The organism is Lewinella sp. IMCC34191, from assembly GCF_003390935.1.
Lineage (GTDB): Bacteria > Bacteroidota > Bacteroidia > Chitinophagales > Saprospiraceae > Neolewinella.
Genome location: NZ_QNQZ01000005.1, coordinates 102,729 through 119,362, shown reverse-complemented (window position 1 = coordinate 119,362; position 16,634 = coordinate 102,729). Strand labels below are relative to the sequence as shown.

The window sequence follows — 16,634 nt, the reverse complement described above, 5'->3', positions numbered from 1 at the left end:
CCCTGGGCAGACGAGCTTCGCTCGGCGGACCAGGGGGGCTACTCCATTACATACCGGTACGCCCCATCCTCCGCCGTAATGTGGGCCTGAGGAAAGGCTTCACGCCAATCATCCGTGAGGTAAGGTGGGTTGCTACCGTCCACTACAATGGGGTGGTTCGCCAGCTGTGGCGGGATGGCCGCGGGGCGGAATCCTCTGCGTACCAATATTAGATCGGGGTCGGGATATAGACTATCCGTTTCGGGATACCGGAGCTGACCGTCCAGTACCAGCACGCGCCGGTCGAGCAGGCGCAGCAATGGGTAGGCGACGGCCGCCGCGGGTAAGGAAGTGTCCCGCTCGAAGGGAAAGGGTACTCCGAAGTCGGCCTTCAGCGGCCGTCTGGCGGGTTGCACCTGGTAGTCCAGTATCCGGAGCGGGACGGTGTCGCCCAGCGCGGCTCCCGAAGCGCCATCGTACACGTCGATCAGCGACAAGCGGGGCAGGTGAAAGACCGTGAACTGACCGGGGGGCGGAAGCAGTACGGGAGACAGCAGCCAATACCCCGCCAGGCTAACGGCAATGCCCATCGCTACCCACCTGCCCCGGTGGCTTGGTCGGTACGCCAGGTAGGCTAGAGCGGCAATCAGGGCGAGCATGCCTACGGCGGATAGCAGACCGAAGGAGGCGAGTTTGAGGGTCGCCCCCGGCAACTGCCGACAAAAATAAATGAAGGCGTTCTGCAGCTCCACCACCCAATTCAGCGCGGTACCCGTCGGTACGAGCCAAGCTGCCGGAACGCCGATCAGTGCGAGAAAGCCGTGTGTCAATCCCAGGCCCAGTACGAGATAGGCGAAGACGATCACCAGCGTCCCGCTTAGCATGAAATAGACGGGAAATTGTCCGAAGTAGTATAGGGAAAGGGGCAAGGTGCCCAATTGGGCTGCGGTAGAAACACTGATGGCATCCCAGAGGTAGTGCAGCTTGCCCGGCAGTTGAACCAGTCGCTGGATGCGTCGGGCGAAAAGCGCGATCCCCGCCACGGCGGCAAAAGACAGTTGGAATCCGACCTGGAAAAGCTGCTTCGGCTCGATGACGAGCATCAGCAGGGCGGAGATGGCCAGCAGGTTGAAGATGCTGTTCCGGCGGTTGATCGATTTGCCGATCAGCACGACGGATACCATAAGCGCCGCGCGCTGCACGGACGCACTCAGGCCGGTGATCAGGGCAAAGTACCAGACCACCCCGATGGTCACGGCACTCCGCACGAGGAACCACCGGGGGCGGGCAGGAAGGAACAGGCCCAGCAGTTGCATGACGAGCAGCGCCAGAATGCCCACGTGCAGACCCGAAACGGCCAGCACGTGTATAGCCCCCGTATCGGCGTAGGCGGAGCGGACCTCCGGGTCGAGCAAGTCACGCTTTCCCATGATGAGGGCGGCGGCTACGGCCAGATTATCGTCACGTAGGAATGGCGTCAAACTGGCAAACCAGCCTCGCCGGGAGTGTTCCCCGATCATTCGCGCCGACCAGCCGGGGGTCGTCGCAATGGACTCCCACTCCTCGGCATCCGCGTAGGTCTGGTGGTAAACATTCTTCCCCGCCAGATAGGCCGCATAGTCAAAAACACCGGGGTTGAGCGGTGGCGGAACGGAGGTCACGCGAGAAGCAATCACGGTACGGTCGCCTACCTGAAGGCTGTCTCCATCCGTCAGAAAGGCCAGCAAGTTGCCGGAGGTGCTATAAAGCAGGGTGTCGGCCATCACGCCGTCAACCGCCAGGGTCGCGGCCGTTCGGGTGCGGTTGTGCCGGATCGAGACGACCTCACCGGTAATCACGGATCCCTCTGCAACCAGATGGCTAAAGTGGCGGTTGTCCCGCAGTGGATGCCGTTCGGAAGCGTACCAGGCGCCGAACAAGCCCAGCGCCAGCAACAGCGAAACGGACGCGAAACGCGGGAGGGCAGGGTTTGGCGACGGGCGCAGGTATAAGGCTATTGACGGAAGGCATGCTGCGGCAACCGCGATTAGCATAGCGAACCCGCAGGAATAATCCAGGTACGCTGCCATGGCGATGCCCCCGGAAAAACAGATTACCGGAAGCAGCAGCGGAGCGGCAGACCAGGGGATAGTCTTTCGGGATGATGCGGGTCGAGGGCTCACCGAAGGAAAGATAGTATTTTGCGCACCATTAACCAGCCCGGCATGAATTACAACCTATTGCTCATCGGGATTTTGTGGAGTTCCTGCGCTACGGCGCAAACCACATTGACCCTCAGCGAAGCCATCCAGCGGGGGCTGGAAAACAATTACCAGATCCGCATCGCCGCCAACGAGCTGGAAGTAGCACAGAACAACAACGACTACGCGCTGACCCAAAAGTACCCGACCATCACCGTTGGACTAAGCCCCGGGGTCACCTACCGCGATCAGAGCAATCCGGCCAGCGTGGTGGTACAGAGCCGCACCACCGGCTACAACATCGCCCCGGTAGTGAGCCTGGACTGGTTGCTCTTTAACGGCGGTCGGGTAGAGATCAACAAAAAGCGACTGGAAACGCTCGCCGATCTGAGCACCGGGCAGCTGCAACTGCAGGTAGAAAATACCGTCCAGGATATCATTAACGCCTACTACAACGCCGTCGTGCAGCGTGAACAGATCGACGTCCGGCAACGGGTGCTGGCCTTGAGCCGTGACCAGATCGAGTATCAACAGGTACGTCGGGAATTCGGGCAGGGCGGCACCTTCGACGAGCTGCAGGCCCGTGATGCATACTTGACCGACAGCAGCGCGCTGGTCGTCCAGCGGGTCAATTACCGCAACGCCGTCCGCAACCTTCTGCAGGTGATGGGCAGCGACAACCTGAATCAGGAGGTCGAGCTGGTCGATGATCTGGAGTATGACCCGGCCGACTACGACGCCGTACAACTCGAAAATCAACTACTGACCACCAACCGCAACCTGCAGAACCTGCTCGTTAACCGGGACCTGGCGGCCCTTCAGACCCGCCTGATCGAAACCGAAATGCGACCCCGGATCGGCATCAGCGCCTCGACCAGTTACGATATCGGTGTTTCCGTGGGCACGCAAACCTTCGAGTTCGGCGGCGACCAGCCCGGCCGGGAACAGGAACTGCCCGGTATCGCCAACCGCGCGCTCATCGGCAACGTTGGGGTGACCGCGAGCTACCTGCTGTTTGACGGAAGAAACCGGCGCGTACGTGCGCAGTCCAGCCAGCTCCAGGAGATCACCGCCCAGCTCGACTACCAGGCCGCCCGCCAGGAACTCCGCGCCGCCCTGCTCAATACCCTCACCCTCTACGAGAGCCAGGCCGAGATCATCGACATCACCGAGGACCTCATCGCCAACGCCGAGCGCAACCTCCAGATCGCCGAAGAGCGCTTCCGCGGCGGTACCATCAATAGCTTCGATTATCGCCTGGTGCAGGTGGCGTATATCAACGCCGAGAACCAGCTCCTGAACGCCCTGCTGGATTTGAAGAATACGGAAACCGAATTGCTGCGGGTTACGGGGCAGATCGTGCGGTAGTAACCGGCTTCGCCGGTTGTTAGTACGGTAGTCGGCTGCCTTCGGCATCCGGGGTAATAGCTCCCTTTGGTCGCTTAGTACGGCAGTGGGTAGTAATTAGTCGGCTGATTTCGGTATCCGGGGTAGTGGCTTCCACTGGTCGCTTTAAAGCGGTGGGATATTGGCTTTCTGGGTCTAATGATTTCGTCGGGAGCAGCGCGGATACCGGGGTAAGGAAGAATAGGGAGGCCGTAGGATAGGCAGGTTGTCAGCATTTTACGACCTTCGCGCGCCCATCGCGAGCAAAGCGAGCGACCAAGACTACTGCACTAACCGCGACCGAAGGGAGCGACTAAACATACCAACAGCGAGCAAAGCGAGCTGCTACCGTACTACTCCGCGATCGAAGCGAGCGACTAAAGACTACCGTACTACCTACTACCCATGATAGCATACGTAAAAGGCACCCTGGCCCACAAGAACCCCTCCTTCGTAATCGTGGAAGCCGGTGGGATCGGCTACCACATTAACGTGAGCTTGTATACGTACACGAAGATAGAGGGGGCGGAGCAGGTTACGCTGCTGACGCACTTTCACGTGAAGGAAGACCAGCAGACCCTGTTCGGCTTCTACGAGGAGCAGGAGCGCAACCTTTTTCGGTTGCTGATTTCGGTGAATGGCGTCGGTCCGGCGACGGCGTTGGTGGTGCTGTCCAGCATGAACCCGGATGAGCTGCGGGCGGCAGTGATCGGTGAAGATGTGGGGACAATCCGGCGGGTAAAGGGTATAGGGCCCAAAACGGCGCAACGGATCATTCTGGACCTGAAGGACAAAATGGTGAAGGAAAGTGGTGATTCCCCGACAATGCTTTCTCCCCAAAGCAATACGCTTCGGAGTGAGGCGTTATCAGCCCTGGTTAACCTGGGCTTTGCCCGGCCTTCGGTTCAGCGAGCGCTGAACCGGGTGCTGGCTGCCCATCCGCAAACCTCCACACCGGAAGAACTCATCAAGCTTGCTTTACGTGAGCTTTCTTCCTGATTTATGCCAACTTGCAATTGCCCGCCGGGATCGCGGGGCAGTGTTTTTAGCTCGCCACCCTCACTAGAATCGGGATATAGGAAGGACTTCTACTGTATGAATAAGATTATACTTTCATTCTGTGTTGCCCTGGTTTCGCTGAGCTTTACCTATGTCCCGTTCAAAACGTCGACGGACGCCATCCTTAGCGGGGTACACCCGGAATTTAACATTTCGCCGGCCACCGATACCCTGCCCCCCATCCGCGACCGGCAGCGCGACTTCATCACCGATCCCAACCCGAACATCATCGATTTGCAGGATCCCGCGTCGGTGGAGAAGACCGTGGAGTACGATCCGGCTACCGGCCGCTACATTGTGCGCGAGCGCATCGGGGAAATCAACTTCCGGCCTCCCACCTACCTCACCTTCGACGAATACCTGGAATACCGGCAACGGGAAGACCAGCGCCGGTACTTCAATAACCTGGCCGGTGTCGGCAATCCGGACGAAGCCGTCAGCATCGGTGACCCGCTGGCCGACATCGAGATCGATCCGGATCTCATCAACAACCTCTTCGGGGGAATGGAGATCAGCATTCAGCCCCAGGGTAGCGTAGACCTCAGCTTCGGACTCAACTACCAGTACCAGGAGAACCCCTTCATCGTCGAGCGCTTCCGCCGGAATACCATCTTCGACTTCGACATGGACATCCAGATGAACGTGACGGGGCAGATCGGGGATAAGCTGAAGCTGAATACCAACTACAACACCGGTGCCAACTTCAATTTCGATAACCAGATCAAATTAGACTACAACAGCGAAGCCTTCGGAGAAGACGATATCATACGCAACATCGAGGCCGGTGACGTTAGCCTGCCCCTGCGGGGAACGCTGATCGAAGGCGCGCAATCGCTCTTCGGCCTGAAAACGGAACTGAAGTTCGGTCACCTGCGACTGACGGCCATCGCCAGCCAGCAGCGGTCGCAGCGCGAGAAGCTTACCATCGAGGGGGGCAGTCAGTTGTCTACCTTCGAAGTGTACGCCGATCAGTACGACGAAAACCGGCACTTCTTCCTCAGCCACTATAACCGCGAGGTCTACGAACGCGCTCTGGAGGAGTTGCCGCAGATCAATACGCTATTTCACCTCGAGAACATTGAAGTCTGGATCACCAACGACCGAAACGAAGTCCTGGACGTCCGCGATATCGTAGCCTTTGCCGACCTCGGCGAGCCGACCCGCTTGACCAACCCCGACGCCGTAGAGCGCTTCCCCACGCCGCGGTACCAGGAGATCCAGGGTGGTCTGCCGCTCCCCGAGAACGGCGCTAACGACCTCTACGCCCGCCTGATCGCTCAGGAGGAAAACCTGCGGGATATCGACCGGACGGTCTCCGTGCTGCAATCCGCGCAGTTCGGACTGGAACAGATCCGCGACTTCGAAAAAGTGTCGGCGCGCAAGCTGAGTCCACGGGAGTATACCGTACACCCGGAGCTGGGCTTCATATCACTGAATATCAACGTGCAGCCCGACCAGGTGGTCGCCGTCTCCTACCGGTACAAGTACAACGGCAGCATCTATAAGGTCGGTGAACTCTCGGTGAATACCGATAACACCAGCTCGGATACGAGTAATTACTCCAATCAGGTGCTCATCACCAAAATGCTCAAATCGTCTACCCAGCGGGTAAGCGAACCGGCCTGGGACCTGATGATGAAGAACGTGTACTCCCTCGGCGCCTACCAGGTAAACCAGGAGGACTTCCAACTGGACGTGCAGTACGAAAACCCCGGACAGGGCTTCCAGCGCTTTCTGCCGGTAGACGTCGACCTGCCCGGAGGTACCTTCAACCCCATCCCCGGCGTCCCGCTCATTCGGGCCTTCAACCTCGACCGCCTGAATACCCAGGGGGATCCCCAGCCGGACGGTATATTCGATTTCGTGCCCGGTATTACGATCAACCCGGCGACGGGCCGGGTCTATTTCCCCGTCCTGGAACCCTTCGGTAGCGATCTGGCCGATCGTTTGCCGGATGACGTCGAAGCCCGATTTACTTACCAGGAGCTCTACGATTCTACGCTTTTCCAGGCACGGGAATTTCCGGAGAAGAATCGCTTCGCCATCCGCGGTTCCTATAAGTCCAGCGTAGAGAGCGAGATCAGCCTCGGTGCCTTCAATATCCCCCCCGGCTCCGTGCGGGTTACCGCGGGCGGGGCCCTGCTGGTGGAAGGGCGCGACTATACGGTTGATTACAGCACCGGGCGGGTGCGTATCCTGAACGATGCCATTCTCAGCTCCGGCGTGCCCATCGACGTCAACTTCGAAGACAATACCATCTTCAGCCTCCAGACGAAAACCATGCTCGGCCTGCGGGCTGATTACGAGGTCAATGACAACCTTGCCGTGGGTGCCACCTTCCTGCAACTGTTCGAGCGGCCCTTCACCCAGAAGGTCAACATCGGTGAAGACCCGATCAACAACCGGATCTATGGCTTCGACGCCACCTTCAACCGGCCCTCCGGCTGGCTGACACGGACGCTGGACCGCCTGCCCTTCTTCAGCACGAAAGCACCTTCAAACATTAGTCTGACCGCGGAAACGGCTATCCTCGATCCCGGGCACAGCAAGGCCATCAACCTGAGCCGACAGGAGCGGGGAGGGATCGTTTACCTCGACGACTTCGAAGGAACCGCTTCGCCCATCGACCTGATGACACCCGTGCAACGGTGGTATCTGGCTTCCACGCCGCAGAACGACGCCCAGAACAACAACCCACTCTTCCCGGAAGCGCAGCAAACCGGCCTGGTAACGGGTGCCAACCGCGCCAAACTGAACTGGTACCGCATCGACCAAAGTGCCCGGGGCGGTTCGGAAGCGGGCAACGTATATACCAGTATCGTACCGCAGCAGGAGGTTTTCCCCTTCTTTGATGCGGGAGCCGGTCGGCGGAACATCTACCAGTTCTACACCTTCGATCTTTCCTTTGATCCGATCGCCCGCGGACCGTACAACTTCGATACCCCCGAAGGCTACCCCGGCCTGACCGCCGGTGCCTACGGTGACGCCAGCGATCCCTACGAGCCGGTCAAACTGCTGGATCCCGAATCCCGCTGGGGGGGAATCATGCGGGCCATGACCACTACGGACTTCCAGTCTTCCAATATCGAGTTCGTGGAGTTCTGGATGCTGTCGCCCTTCCTCGATCCTCAAAACGCCCAGCAAGCCGCACCGGATGCCGACCGCAAGGCCGGAACGCTTTACCTCAACCTCGGTAACGTAAGCGAGGATATCTTGCGCGACAGCCGGAAGTTCTTCGAGAACGGCTTGCCCACCCAGTTAAATCCGCAACGCCCGGTCGACGAAACGGTGTGGGGACGCGTACCGGTAGCCCAGCAGATCACCCAGGGCTTCGATAACGAGCCCTCCAGTCGCGCCGCCCAGGATGTCGGTCTCGACGGTCTGAATGACGAAGGGGAGCTGCAGCAGTTCGCCGACTACTACTCCGCCTTCCAGGGTGCGCCCAGCGTGGTGCGGGACCTCCTCGCTCAGGATGTAAGCAACGATAACTTCTACTACTTCAACGACCAGGAACGTTACGGAGAGGACGCAAACCTGCTCACCCGCTACAAAGGCTGGAACAATACCCAGGGCAACTCCGCGGCCAACGATAACACCAGCAATGACCTACGGCAGTCGGCCACCAACCTCCCCGACGACGAGGACCTGAACCAGGATAATACCCTCAACGAATCGGAAAGCTACTTCCAGTACGAGATCCCCTTCGTACAGTCCGCTACCAATCCGCGGGAGATCGACGTGGAAGCCACGCCCTTCGTGACGGACCGGATCGAGGCCACCAACGGACGGATCTGGTACCGCTTCCGCGTACCCCTGAATACCGACCAGAAGATAGCGGTCGGGGGTATCCAGGATTTCCGCTCGATCCGCTTCATGCGCATGTTCATGCGGGGCTTTGAGGCGCCGACCGTACTCCGTTTCGCGGAATTCGAACTGGTTCGCAACAGCTGGCGGCGGTACAACCGGCCCTTCGAGACCGGCCCGATCATCGGCGGGGAAGACAACACCGAGTTCTTCATCGATGCCGTCAACATCGAAGAGAACAGCCGCCGCCTACCCTTCAATTACGTGCTGCCCAACGGCATCCGCCGCGAGCAAAGCCTCGGGCTGGTGACCACCCTCCAGAACGAGCAGTCGCTGGCACTTAAGGTAGAGAACCTGCAGCCCAGTGACAGCCGTGCCGTCTTTAAGTACACCGAAACGGACCTGCGGCTGTACGATGACCTGAAGATGTTCGTCCACGCGGAAGCTACCGGACCGAGCCGGCAGGATCCACCCCGCGACGGCCAGCTTCGCCTGTTCCTGCGCATGGGCTCCGACTTTGAACAGAACTATTACGAGTACGAAGTCCCCCTCGCCCTGTCCGACACCCTGGGGCTACCCAACGTAAATACCAACCGGACGGCCTACGCCGATTCCGTATGGCTGCAGCAAAACGACGTCAACCTCCCCCTCGAGTTACTTACCCAGCTCAAATTGGACCGCAACAACAGCTCGGTACCCATTGACGCTAATTACGAGCAAACGTTCTCACCGGCGGAGGGCGTCGAGCATACCATCCGCATCCGGGGTAATCCCAACCTCGGCTTCGTAAAGGTCTTTATGATCGGTGTCCGCAACGAAGCGGACCTGGATAACGACGGTGTAAATGCCGAGATCTGGGTGAACGAACTACGCCTCGAGGGGCTCGACGAACGGGGTGGGGTAGCCGCCATCGCGCGGGCCGACGTACAGCTGGCCGACTTGGGTAGCTTCACCGCAGCCGCCAACTACAGCAGTGTCGGATTCGGCGCGCTGGACAACAGCGTCGTCGAGCGGAATCGCTTCAGCACCGCGGGCTTCGACGTAGCCACTACCCTGAGCATGGACCGCTTCCTGCCCACGCAGTGGGGCGTGCGGCTCCCGGTTTACCTCCAACACAGTCGGCAGGTAAGCACGCCGGAGTACGATCCCTACGATTACGACATCAAACTGGCCGACAAGATCGATGCCGCCGAGTCCGGCGCGGCGCGCGACAGTATTCGCGAGCAGGCCCAGGAGATCGATAAGATCACGGCGGTGAACCTGAATAACATCGGCATCGCTCCCGTCTTCCGCGGGGAAAACCCGAATCCGCTCGACCCGGCCAACGTGTCAGTCAGCTACGGCTACACCAAGAACGAGCACAGCGACCCCTACATCCTCAACGAAACAACGAAGGACCACACCGCGGCGGTGGATTATACCTACAGTCGCGGACAGGGCGGGGTCATCGAACCTTTCCGGGGCATTCAGAGCAAGTACCTGCGTCTGCTAAGCGAGTTTAACCTCAACCCGCTGCCGAACTCGATCAGCATCACCAACGTGCTGAACCGTCGCTTCTCCACCACCAGCTACCGATTCGCCGGGGTAGAAGAACGGTTCAACACTTTCTACAATAAGCGATTCACCTGGAACCGGAACTACAATGTTCAGTGGAACCTGACCCGGAGTCTGCGCCTTGGCTTTAACGCCACGATGAATACGACCATCGACGAGCCGGACGAAACCGAACTGCTTTCGGTTTCCGACCCGGATGGTGTCCGTTGGGATGAGATACGGAACAACCTGCTCGAGGGTGGCCGCCCCAAAGCCTATTCGCACACCATCAACGCCAGCTACCAACTGCCGTTGCGCTACCTGCCCTTCCTCGACTTCCTGGATATCCGAACGCAGTACCTGGGCAATTACTCCTGGGCCGCATCCCCCCTGCAGATTCAGGATAAGGGGCTGGGTAACCTGATCCAGAACAGTCAGCAACGTCAGATTACCGCCGACCTCAACTTCGAGCGGTTCTACGATCAGATCCCTTTTCTGCGGGGGATCAATCAGGCCACCCGACGCCGGCCCACCCGCCGGCCGGGGAATAACCGCGAAGAAGCCGCACCGGAAGCCAGTGGACTCACCAAAGCCCTCATCCGGCCGTTACTGGCCGTGCGCCGCGCCCGCTTCAACTTTAGCGAGGACTTTACGACCATCATCCCGGGCTTCATACCGGAGCCCCGTTTCTTCGGCCTCAGTAATGGCTTCGAAAGCCCGGGCTGGGGCTTCGTGGCCGGATTGCAACCGACGATCCGGACCCTCGATCCCAGCCAGTATCGTACCGGGGAGGACTACCTGAATAATATGGCGGAGGAAGGTAACATCAGCAACAGCCTGATGCTGAGTCGTGACGTGATCCAGAACTACACCAAGCAGTGGGAAGGCAACGCGGTCATCGAGCCCTTCACCGATTTCCGGCTCGAACTGACGATGGACCGCAGTTTCAGCGAGAACTACACGGAAACGTTCAAGGTGCTGGACGAAGACTTCCCCAACACCTTCGAGCACGCGGTTCCCGTACGGGACGGATCCCTCACCTTCAGCAACGGCGGGGCGCTAAGCCTCTTTAACCAGGATACGGTCAATCTGGATAACCTCTTCGCCACCTTCCGCGCCAACCGCCTGGTCATCAGTCAGCGGCGCGGCGGCACCCGGCCCCACGAAGATCCCGATCTGGCGGCCCGGGGTTTCCGCTACGGCTACGGCCCAAACCAGCAGGAGGTCCTGATCCCGGCTTTCCTCGCCGCCTACCGTGACGAGGATCCCAACACCGTTAGCCTCGATCCCTTCGATCTGCAGGGTTCACCCAACTGGCGCCTGACGTGGAACGGACTAAGCCGGATCGGCGGTCTGGAAAGTGTGCTCCGGCGGGTCAACATCAGCCATGGCTTCCAGTCCACCTTTACCATCTCGAGCTACGGTACGAGCCTCGACTACCTCGATGCACTCGAGCAACAGCTGACGCCTAGTTTCGAAGGCTACGACACGATCAGCCTGAATTTCTATCCACGGATCGAAATCCCGAATATCTCGGAGGCGAAATCCTTCGCTCCACTGATTAGCATTGACGCGGAACTGGTCAACGGTTTGTCGGCCAACTTCGCATACACGAGTACGGAGACCCGCAGCATCAACATCGTCAGTAAGCTCCTTAGCGAAAGCGTAGGCAAGCAGGTGATCGGCGGCTTCGGTATCGTGCTGTCGGACGTACAGATCGGTTTCCTCCAGGGCCGGAATCGCGGACGCGACGATGCCCCCACCACCGGTACCGGCGGGCTGCTCAACCGCGGCGGCAGCCGAAGCGGGGGACGCCTGAACGTCAGCGACCTGGATATCCAGTTCAACTTCAGCCTGCGCGATGAGAAATCGTACGCCCGCCGCCTGGAATTGCCGACCCGCGAACCCGTCGAGGGGGCCCGAATCTTCACGCTGGCCCCATCGGTGGAGTATCAGTTGAATCAGCGACTGAGCTTGCGGGCCTTCTTCGATTACCGCAAAACGGTGCCCTTCAATTCGCTCGGTTTCCCGCAGACGACGGCGAGCGGTGGCATAGTTGTCCGCTTCCAATTGAACTAGATAGGCCGTTTGACAGTACCCTAGTACGGAAGGAGCGATATTTGCGCCGCATTCCAAGTACCCGATAGCCTATTTATGAGTCAACCCCAATTTTACCCACTGCGCGTCAGCCGGATGGAGCCGGAAACCGATCAGGCGGTAAGCGTCTACTTCAGTGTGCCGGAAGCCGATCAGACGGCTTTCCACTACCGGGCCGGCCAGTACCTTACCTTACGTTTCACGATCGATGGTAAGGAAGAGCGTCGTGCCTACAGCATGTGCTCCGCTCCCCACGAAGACGAGTTGGCCGTCACCGTCAAAAGGGTCGAGGGCGGTAAAGTCAGCAATTACATCGCCGGGGAGTTGAAGGAAGGGGATACGGTCGAGGTTATGCCACCAATGGGCCGCTTTTTGGCGGACACCGATCCTGCGCTCCGCCGCCGTTATTACCTCTTCGGAGCCGGCAGCGGTATCACGCCCCTGATGTCGATTTTGCGGTCGGTGCTCGAAACCGAGCCTAAATCGGAAGTGATTCTGCTGTACGGTAACCGCGACGAGGATAACATCATCTTCAAGAACCAACTCGACGAACTGGAGCGCCGGTACGCCGGCCAGCTGACCGTGGAGCATACGCTCTCCCAGCCCAAGAAATACCAGACGGGGGGGCTCAAGGGACTTTTCCGCCGCAGTACGATCCGCTGGGAAGGAAAACGCGGACGTATCGACCGCAAAGCATTGACGGATTTTCTGCGTCGCTACCCGGCAGGTAACGTGGAGTGTCGGTACTATGTCTGCGGTCCGGGACAGATGATCGACAACGTCGAGGCCGCTCTGCTGGGGCACGGCGTGGACGATAAACTCATTCACGTTGAGCGCTTCGTATCGGCCTCGGACGCCAAGCGTAACGCGGAGGACAGCCGGGGAGGGACGGTTAACGTCAAGCTCGGTCGCGATGAGCTGACCATCACGCTCAAGCCGGGGCAGACCATCCTGGACGGTATGCTCGAGGGAGGCCACACGCCACCCTATAGCTGTCTCGCCGGTGCCTGTTCCACCTGTATGGCGCGCGTCGAGAAGGGCGGCGTCAAGATGGACGTATGCTATGCCCTCGACGATTCCGAGGTGGAAGAGGGCTACGTACTCACCTGCCAGGCTCACCCCACGACACCGGAGGTGGAAGTAGACTACAACGTATAGGGCGGCGGAGCGCAGGTAAAGAGCTTTTTCGGAAAAGCATGCGGATCGCAACGATTTTCTGTAAATCCCGGTAACAATCGATGTTCCTACGTCATTGTTAGAGGGAGGGTTGTATATTAGCGATCTCCCCGTTTTTGTATGTCTGACTACCTGAAATCATGTCTCGGCCTGACCGTGCTCCTGCTAGGCTGTTTGACGCTGGCGGGCCAGGATCGTGCCGCTGACCCCATCCGGGAGCGCGATCCGGTGATCACAGCCGCCGGGGACGTCCTTTACTTCACCCGGCCCGAGTACCGCTGGAATCAGGGGCCTGACGACCAGCCCGATATCTGGATGCGCTGCCGCGATAAGCAGGGGAAGTGGAATCCGGCCATTAATCCGGGTTCGCCAATCAACTCTTTCGGCCCCGACCGGCTGCTGCACGTGAGTGTTGACGGGAATCGTCTGGCCGTGCTCCGTGGCGGTGCCGCGGCAACCGTCGATTTGCTCGAGCGAAGCGGGCGCAATTGGCGCATCGTGGACGGGTGGGAACTACCGGCGGACGTTCGCGATCTGGACAACCTTACCTTCAATGCTAACAGCCTGACCCTCGTCTATACCGCCCCGGCCCGGGGGGGCACGGACCAGGATCTGTACGTTCGCCGCGCGGCTATCGATGGCACATGGTCACCGGCCGAGCCTCTGGAGAAGGTGAATAACGAGTCAGACGAAGGAAGTCCACAATTTGCCAGTGACGGGCGTACCCTCCTATTTCGCCGATCCGGTAAGTGGTGGCAACAGGCCGATCGGGGGGAAGCGGCTACCAAAACAGACATTGCATCCCGCTTCCTACAGGTTGCCGTCGGTCCTTCCGCGGCGATGGGCATGACGGATGAGGTGGGCCGGGATGAGCGGATCGCCGAACTGTATGCCAGTGAGGCGGATTTGATCGCCCCGGCCAAGCTCCATTTCGCCAGCCTAGGAACGCCACCCGCCCCCGGGGATCTTACCGCTACCGTACCGCTGAGCAGCGGGGTTTCCCTGCGGGTCCAGCCGGATGTCCTGGGCCGTTACGCGATCTACCTGCGGGATGGGGAGGTAGATTTTCCGACCAGTTCCGTTCCCAAGATCGATCAGCGCCAGACTCCCGGTAGCCTGGCCAGCGTCAATTCGCTACCCGTCTCCGACCGCTCCGGCTACCTGCGTCGTAACCTGGCGCGACGGCAGCGGGAACTGGCTCAGTTGAACGAATTACGGCAACGGCTTGCCTTTACCGGGCCCCAACCCCTCCCGGCTTCTGCAATCGTGGATACCCTTCCTCCGGGCACCACCGAAAAGGGCGGAAATACGACTCGGTCCCGTTACGCGGATGACCTTTCCGAATTGGAACGGATGAAGGAGAAGTTCCGCCAACAACAGCGGGAACGGATGCGTCGCCGGGACCAATCGGCCGTTCTTCCCTTCACGGTGGGTGAGGTAGAAGCACCGCCGGCCGGCCAGGTACCCAGCGCCGTCGACAGTTCGGTATTACGGGCCAACGTCCAAAGCGGGCTGTACGCACCACAACCAGCTCCGCTTACTGCCCACCGTAAATGGGAACGCAACCTGCGCGACGATTTACCTAACACTGGCTCACTCAGCGCATCGGAGATCGCCCGGCTGGATGCGGAATACGCACGGCAGATGGAAGAGATTGAAGCCCTGCGCCAGCAACTGCAGGTGGAAGTGGATCGGCGTCTGCATACGGTGGAAAAACGTAGTTCGGCGGGTGACCAATACAGCCGGAAGTCGGTGGCCACCGTGGACGCGGATCCCGACGATGCCGCCCCCACGTCTACCTTTCTGCCCAACTCCGCTTATCTCTCAGCAGACGGCTATCGGGCGATTGACCGGTTAGCCGACGAGATTGGCCGATCCGATACGGTACTGGAGATCAGGGTACATACGGGCAACGAACGGGATGCGCGGGCGGCCCAGGTGCTCAGCGAGGAGCGGGCCACGACCATCTCCGAAGCACTAATAGAGCTGGGTGTCCCATTCGATCACTTCAAAGTGATCGGCTACGGCAATCACCTTTCTCCGGGGGAGGAGCGGATAGAGATCGTACGCTAGCTTAGAGTTCGACCACCTTGCCGGACTCCGCGATCTGGAAGCGCCGGGCCGTGCTGCCACTGGCCTGGTAATCAAAATTTTTGCCGAGCCCCTGACCGCTGACCTGGTAGATCATCAAGCCCTCCGTGATAGCCGCCGAGGTTTGGAGGAGTTCTTCTCCGTCGTAGCTGGTGCCGGCCAGGATTACCCGGTCGATGACTTCCTCGGTCTTCGGGTTGATCGTAACCAAAGTGTAGTGATACTGCGCCAGATCAGCCCGCCAGTATACCAGTCCGACGTATTTCTCCGCATCGGGTAACCGCATACAGGCGATGAATTCGGTGAATTCGTCGTTGACCTGCGTCGGTTCCATGGGAACTAGAAACTGATCGATCATCCGGCCCGGAAGCGGCGGGGTGTTCTTGCTAATCTGGCGGACCGTGTCTTCTCCCAGGGTAATGGGAAGCTCCAGTTCGGGAAACTGTTCTACGAAATGAGAAAAGCGGATGCGGGGGGTATCGGACATAAGTTCTGACTGTAGCTAGGGTATACATTCGCCGTGGAAGCATGGTTCACCGCTGCTCAAACGCGGTCAGCCACCATTGCCAGGGTGCGCCAGCGAACGACGTTTCCCCGTCGGTCCATCGGTTCCTCCAGGAACAGCGGATCGGTCAGGTCGGCGAGTTGCCAGCCCGCTCGCACCAGGGGATCGATGAGTTTGATGGGGGGGTGGTACGTCTCCCATTGCTCCCGCTTCAGAAAATTGAGGGGAGAAACACAGATCAACCTGCCCCCGGGGCGGAGCACGCGCTTCCACTCCTGGAAAGCTGCCAGCGGGTCCGGAATGCGGTCGATGAGGAAGGTGTTCAGTATGAGATCCAGGCTGCCGTCGGGAAAGGGGAGGGTGGCGGCATCGGCAAGCGCGAAGTGAAGATTGGGTAACCGCTTTCCGGAGAAGGAATCGTGGGTATAGCCGAACCGCAACAGATTAGCGGACACCGTTTCTCCGAGCACCCAATAGTCGCGAGCCTGCCGAAGCATCTGATAGCTGAAGTCCAGGCCGTAACAATCCCAGGAAGGATGCTCGGAGGCCGCATCTCCGATGAGGCGTCCTACGCTGCATCCCAGGTCGGCCACTGCCAGTTGCTCTCTGTGCGGGAGCCAGGTACGCATGTAATCCACCAGTGGCTGGAAGGGGTAGCCGTCGTTGATCTCGTCGGCTAAATGTAGGGCGGTCTGGCGGGCCACGAGCTCGTCGTAGCGCTCGTAGACGTCCCGGCGGGTTTCATCTTCCGACTTATCGTAATAGAGGGGTATGCCCCGGCGCTCGGCTGGGGCGGGAGGCAGTAAGGAACCGAAAGCCAAATC

At 59.6% G+C, this 16,634-nt stretch carries 8 protein-coding genes; 5 read left to right on the top strand and 3 right to left on the bottom strand.

What is annotated here, in order from left to right:
• Positions 1-38: 38 nt before the first annotated feature.
• Positions 39-2,141 (bottom strand): ComEC/Rec2 family competence protein, encoded by a 2,103-nt coding sequence (locus tag DRW39_RS11350; RefSeq protein WP_157976063.1) that lies wholly within the window; start codon positions 2,139-2,141, stop codon positions 39-41.
• Positions 2,142-2,183: 42 nt separating this feature from the next.
• Between DRW39_RS11350 and DRW39_RS11345 the strand changes: the two genes are divergently transcribed.
• The 5 genes from DRW39_RS11345 (at position 2,184) to DRW39_RS11325 (ending at position 15,287) form a co-directional block, all read left to right on the top strand.
• On the top strand, positions 2,184-3,527 hold the full coding sequence (locus tag DRW39_RS11345) for a TolC family protein (protein WP_116107162.1): 1,344 nt from the start codon (positions 2,184-2,186) through the stop codon (positions 3,525-3,527).
• A gap of 423 nt (positions 3,528-3,950) precedes the next feature.
• On the top strand, positions 3,951-4,544 hold the full coding sequence (gene ruvA / locus DRW39_RS11340) for a Holliday junction branch migration protein RuvA (RefSeq protein ID WP_116107161.1): 594 nt from the start codon (positions 3,951-3,953) through the stop codon (positions 4,542-4,544).
• A 96-nt stretch (positions 4,545-4,640) separates the two neighbouring features.
• The gene (sprA, locus tag DRW39_RS11335; protein ID WP_116107160.1) at positions 4,641-12,020 is read left to right on the top strand and encodes a cell surface protein SprA; all 7,380 of its coding nucleotides are present in this window, start codon (positions 4,641-4,643) and stop codon (positions 12,018-12,020) included.
• A 75-nt stretch (positions 12,021-12,095) separates the two neighbouring features.
• Entirely contained in the window at positions 12,096-13,196 is a 1,101-nt protein-coding gene (locus DRW39_RS11330) for a ferredoxin--NADP reductase (protein ID WP_116107159.1), read from the top strand.
• A gap of 138 nt (positions 13,197-13,334) precedes the next feature.
• Positions 13,335-15,287: an OmpA family protein gene (locus DRW39_RS11325; RefSeq protein ID WP_116107158.1), complete on the top strand. Its 1,953-nt coding sequence runs from the start codon at positions 13,335-13,337 to the stop codon at positions 15,285-15,287.
• A 1-nt stretch (position 15,288) separates the two neighbouring features.
• Here the strand turns inward: DRW39_RS11325 and DRW39_RS11320 are convergent, their stop codons facing one another.
• Entirely contained in the window at positions 15,289-15,792 is a 504-nt protein-coding gene (locus DRW39_RS11320; RefSeq protein ID WP_116107157.1) for a hypothetical protein, read from the bottom strand.
• 56 nt (positions 15,793-15,848) lie between these two features.
• Positions 15,849-16,631, bottom strand: a complete 783-nt coding sequence (locus DRW39_RS11315; RefSeq protein WP_116107156.1) for a class I SAM-dependent methyltransferase — start codon at positions 16,629-16,631, stop codon at positions 15,849-15,851.
• Positions 16,632-16,634: the final 3 nt, after the last annotated feature.